Below are 5,663 nucleotides of genomic sequence, written 5' to 3' on the forward strand. Positions count from 1 at the left end.
TGCCGAGAAAGTACTCTTGATGATTCCGAAAGCCATAACCCAGTTGCTTCCCGAGGACTTCGACCGCTTGGTTGCCGACCAGGTCCAGGAAGGCAACCAGCTCGACTTCAAGCAGGCTACCGTCGGCGGTACGGATGCGGACAAGAAGAAGTTCGCGGCTGACGTGTGCGCATTTGCGAACACCCGCGGTGGCGACATCGTCATCGGCGTGCGAGAAGTCGGCGGCGCGGCCGTCCAAGTGGTTCCTCTTGCCGTAGACCCGGACCAGGAAACGCTAAGGCTGCAAAACATGATTGCCGACAGCTTCGACCCGCGTATCGTCGGTGTGCAGATTGCGCCAGTCGCATACGGAGCTGGTCACGTGCTGGTCGTTCGCGTTCCGCAGTCCGTGCATGGTCTGCATCGCAGCAAGCTTGACCAGCAGTTCCATATCCGGGAGTCTCGGTCAAATCGCCATCTTGATGTCGCCTCGCTGATTACCCGCGTGGACGTGCTTCGAGGACAACGTGACCGCCGCGAGGATTTCATTGCTGAACGCTATGCCGCTGTGTTGACCAACCGCACCCCGGTGGCTCTTCGACCTGGGCCCAAGGTGATGGTTCACGTGTTCCAGGCCCACTCAGCCTTCGGTGCAGACATGCTGAATGTCGCGCCCGCAGCCAACGCTGGCGCCCTGCCCATTCCGACGCTTGCGCAAGGTGGGGTGGACTTTCGGATGACGTTCGAAGGCCCAATGCATCACACACCCATCAACGAGGGTAGAACCCGCGCCTTCACCCTCGTTCACCACGCCGGCGTGCTTGAAGGCGCGTGGAAGGTGGCGGACCCTCGGGAAGGTCGCATCGAGGTGCCGGCCGAGACGTTGGAGACCCAGGTGCTGAACTTCGTCTGGGCGCTCATCGAACGAGCCCGTGCGCTGTTGACCCTGGACGTCCCACTGGTCGTCCGTATTGCGCTGGTGGGCGCTGAAGGTGCGGTCGTGGTGACCAACAACCGAGAGCTTCGCCGGCACTACGAGGAAGACACCCCGCTGACCCCCATCGACCGCACCGCACTGCAACTCCCAGATGTCCTTGTGAACGACTGGCCTGCGGCCGACCTCGCAGAGCTGTTCCGCCCGGCCTTCGATAGGCTCTGGCAGGCATCCGGGTTCCTTCGCAGCTATCAATACGTCGAGCAAGACGGCCGGTTCGTCTGGCAAGGTTAAGGAGGCGCACAGTGTTGGAATGGTTGGCCGATTCGGCGCTCGGCAAAGCTGCCGATTGGATGATGAACAAGATGGCAGGCCTCGGCAAACGGGCGGACGCCCGCGCAGCCTTGCAGGGGGGTGATGCCCTGGGTGCGCTCACCACGCAAGGGCAAGTCACTGCTGCCATCGAACAATTGCTCCGCGAGCCAATGCTGCCTAGTGCCGTGACGCAGGTGGATGCCTTGCGGCAATGGCTGGCTGATGCGAAAACACAGGAGGTTCTTACGCAGTACCTGCTGGCCAGGTTGGGAGGCAACCACAACCTGGTTAATGACGCCCTCACCTCCCTCGCTCAGAGGTACTCGCAAGCCACCGGAGAGGTCCCGCAGCTCGCACATGGGCATATCGAAGCTGTCGCGAGCTACGTGGCAACCTTCGTTTCCGGCGCCCCCAATTTCCTGGCTGCGCAGGTGGCAGAAATGGCTTCCGACCACCGCGAGATGCGCCTGGCGAAGGCTGCCGCTCCCAATCTAGATGCCCTCAGGTCCGAGGCACGAGGACTTCTTGAGCAAGCTCCAAAGGCCGCCAAGCTGTTGGATCAGCGAATTCCCTGCGCGTTTGCGACTGGGGCCGAGGCCGGTTCGCACGAACGACTGGACGTGGCGTCGCTAGCGGCCCTGCTGCCTGAGCGAAAGCTTATTGTCATCGAGGGCGAGGGTGGCGTCGGGAAGACGACTGCCCTCGTTGAGCTGGGGGAAGCGCTTCTCCAAAACCCTGGGATGCCTGTTCCTCTGTATGCATCGGCCCCCAATTGGCTGAGGTCCGAACAGCCCCTGTTGGACTACCTTGCGGGCATGCGTGGTGTCCAGCGGGCGGCGATAGATAGGGATGCGTTGTCGTCGCTCCTCATGAACGGAAGCGCGGCTCTGCTCCTCAACGGCTGGAATGAAATTGCGGCCGCCGACAGGGCCCGCGCAATCGCCGGCGCAGAAGACTTTCTTGCGGACCATCGGGGCGCGATGGTGGTTTGCACGTCGCGGCGTGCAGAGGGCCCGTTCGCTGCCGCCACTGGCGTAGTGGTCAGCGTGCTCGAGTTCAACTGGGACCGGCAGCGCGCGCTGGTCGCGCGAGCCCTTCCCGACGGGACGGGTAATGGGTTGCTCAATCGACTGCAAACCGACACGCCGCTACGGCTGACGGCGCGCAATCCACTAATCCTGTCCAGCGCCATTCTCTTGGCTCAACGAGGGCACGAGGTGCCAGCGACGATGTACGGCCTGTTGGAAGCCGTGCAGCCCATTCTGGAGGCCCCTGACCAACGGCAAGCGGCACTTGAGGACGCGCCGCTCTATGGCCAGCACCGGAGCTACTTAAAAGCGTTGGCGCGCTACCTGACGGGTGCTGGCAAGGTGGAAATGTATTTGGATGAGGCTCGCCAGGTCGTTGGGAGCAACCTTGCAGAGCTGCAGCAATCCGGACGAGTTCAAGGCCGCGACGTTGAACCTTCGAAGGTCGTTGAAGCCCTTTGCAATACCCACCTTCTGCATCGTGAACGCGACTCGGAAGTCCTGAAGTTCTGTCATCAACGGTTCCAGGAGTTCTTCGCCGCAACTTGGGTGCTCGAGCAGCTCACCTTGGAAGGGCAAACCGTCGCGCAGCAGCAGGAGCTGGTGCGGGAAGTATTCAACCAGCCGGCATGGACCGAATCGCTCGACCTGCTCGCGGAGAAGTTGGTTGCCGATGGATTGGTCGTGCCGCGAGCGCAGCTGGTTGCTCTAGCAATTCGTGCCGACCTGAYGCTCGCCAGCAAGTTGGCCGGAGAGGTTCAGATGGGAGCAGAGACAAGTGGCCCATTTGCACAGCTCATCGAAGGCATAGCGCAGCTCCATGCGGCGACGTCGAATAGCGCCAAGAAGCACGCGCTGGCATGCATGGCTCTGACCCGGTCTCCCGTGTTCGCAGCCGAGCTCACGGCGCTACTTGAAACTACAGCCAGTTTGGACGCCTTGGCGCTCATCAATGACGCAGCCGGCTTGAGCGTGAAGTCAGTTGGCGACGACATCACGAACCGGTTCAGTAGCTGGCCAAAGGAGAAAAAGCACAACCTGCTTCAGGGACTTGGCGGCCATCGAGAGAACCTCTCGTTTTTAAAGGACGTCGCTTGCTGCGACGCTGACCCGGGCGTGCGCGCGCAAGGCATCACGACGCTCGCATGGCAATTTCCGGCCTCGGATGCCGCGCTCGACGCCTGGCTCGCATCGCCCGACGATACGAAGCTCGACCACGAAGCATTTAATTCGGTGCGCTTTGTTGGCAACAACGACCGCGTGCCAGAACTGATAGCTGAAGTACAAAGACTTGTCGTGGTCAGTGGCGACAAGAACTTGCTGCTGCAGTTGGCTCGCGAGCTACCGATGAACGAGCGCGGATTTGCACTTGACGCGGCCAAGGAGGCGCTGGCGACGTCCGACCACTTTCACCTCCAAGACGACACCAACACCATCCAGCTGGTTGCAGCGTTCGACCCCGCAGCATTGCAGGCCATCGCGGAGGAGAAGCTCTTGGAACACCGAACAGTCCAAGACTGGGTTGCCTCGCACTTGGAAGCGTTGCCGCAACCAGAACGGAGCGCCGCCTTCGCCAGGGTGTTTGCCCGTGCCAAGGGCGGCGATGAAGAGAAGGTGGACGCCGCACGGATCGGCATGCTTGCAAGCAGTGCCGAAGTCAAAGCCGTTCTGGACGAATGGCTGGATGTTTCTCTGTCCGACCCGGAATCTAGGAACCTTGAGCGGTTCCTTTCGCGGGTGCTTGGGGCGGCGAGTACTGAGGACATCTGTGCGACGGCACTGGCGCGTAAAGGCGAACTGCACTACTCGCAAGCACGCAGGATGCTTGAACTTCTTGTCCAGCCCCGGCTCGTCGAGCGCTTCGCGGACCATCCTGACCAACGCCGCCGAACGCTCCAGCCGGAAGCGGCCCAAGTTCTGCTGGATGCGTACTGGGATTTRCCTGAACCTGAAGGCGCCCAAACCGCGGGCGTCAAAGCCGCGCTGTGTCTCCTGCTATCCCGGGCGGACTCGGTTCGCTTCGCAGACAGAATCTTCGAGGGCCTGATGCTGGAGGCTGAGTGGAGAGCTTCTCTTGTGAAAGAGCACCGACCCGCGTCTGGAATGTCGTACGGCGATGAGTTCGCCCGCGCAGCGATGACAGGGGGCGCCGCGATGGCAAAGCGGCTGCTGCCCCTTCTGGATACGCACGACGAGGGCAACGTGCTCTTCGGTGTGGTGCAACAGATTGCCATACTGCCTTGGCCCCGAAACAGCTTTCACGCTCGCCTGGACACTACTGCTCGACGGCAGCGTATTGCTGAAGGCTTCGTGCTCCGCCAGCGGGACCAAGAGCTGCAGGAGATTACCGATGAGTTCGCTTTGAAGATTGCGAGCCGTCTAGAGGCGTGTGGAGATGCTGCGGTAAGTCCACGGGAGAACCGGTTCTACCGGCGATGGTGGCTCATGACGTCGCTGGCCAATCTGCCAACGAGGGCCGGGTGGCCTGAGCTTCGTAAGAGTCTCATGCGGACCGACGCGCTACCCGACCGATTCGCGTACGCGATGAACGCACTTGTCTCGCAAGGTGAGACCATCGACGACGATGGGGTAGTGGCCGCGCTCCAACAACAGTTTGCCGAGCGGGTTACGTCAACGGCGTGGTTTGACCAGCAAGACACCAGTTTGGAGGACCTTGCAGCGCTGCACTTCTACGTTTCGGAAACCAAGCTGCCGTCTCCCGCTCTCGACGCCATGGTCGACCAGTGGGCCGATAAGGCCCAGAGCTATGTGGTTCTTCGCAAGCTACGAGAGATTGACACACCTGCAGCGATGGCGCAGCTGAGTCGACTGACCCAGAACGGGGATCTCAAACGAACCGAGGAGGCTCTGCGAGCATTGATGGATGACCCTCACGGACCGACAAAACTGCTTGAGCTGGCCGTGGATGGCTCGCTATTCAAGTTCATCAAGGGATATGTCGACGCACGGCAAGTCGCCAGCGTGCTCGTCCCATTGATCGAAGGCCGTCCGGACGTCCTCCACCACATTCTGGACAGCTGCACAAAGCAGAACACGGGGACGGGAGAAGAACTCGCGTTTGAACTTGTGTCAGCGATTCCCGAGCCCGGCACCAAGGCGCTCGACTACTTGTTGGAGTTTGTAGACCGCACGGGCCGGGGCGGCAAAGGTCCCCGCGCCATCGCTTTTGAACGCATGTTCGAAGAGCGCGAGCCCGTTGAAGGATCGCCCAACACGCACCACCTGTATTCACGCGCCTGCAACCACATTCGGACGGGCCTGTTCGAGATGGCCACGGCCGCAGGTCCGTCAGCAGCGTTGGCTGCTGAGACATTGTTTGCAATCGAGGAACGCCGCTTTTCGCTCGGGCGGCCGCACGACGAGCCAAGGCACCCAAATGTGGACTC

2 protein-coding genes are annotated in these 5,663 nt (G+C 61.3%); both read left to right on the forward strand.

Annotated elements, in window-relative coordinates; genetic code table 11:
- The coding region (locus AC1D15_RS15915) for an AlbA family DNA-binding domain-containing protein (protein WP_477826729.1) at window positions 1–1,207 on the forward strand (1,207 nt) is incomplete at its 5' end.
- A 14-nt stretch (window positions 1,208–1,221) separates the two neighbouring features.
- Window positions 1,222–5,663: NACHT domain-containing protein (locus tag AC1D15_RS15920; RefSeq protein WP_477826730.1), on the forward strand; the 4,442-nt coding region annotated here is incomplete at its 3' end.

It is taken from the genome of Rhizobacter sp. P2_H2, from assembly GCF_056403375.1.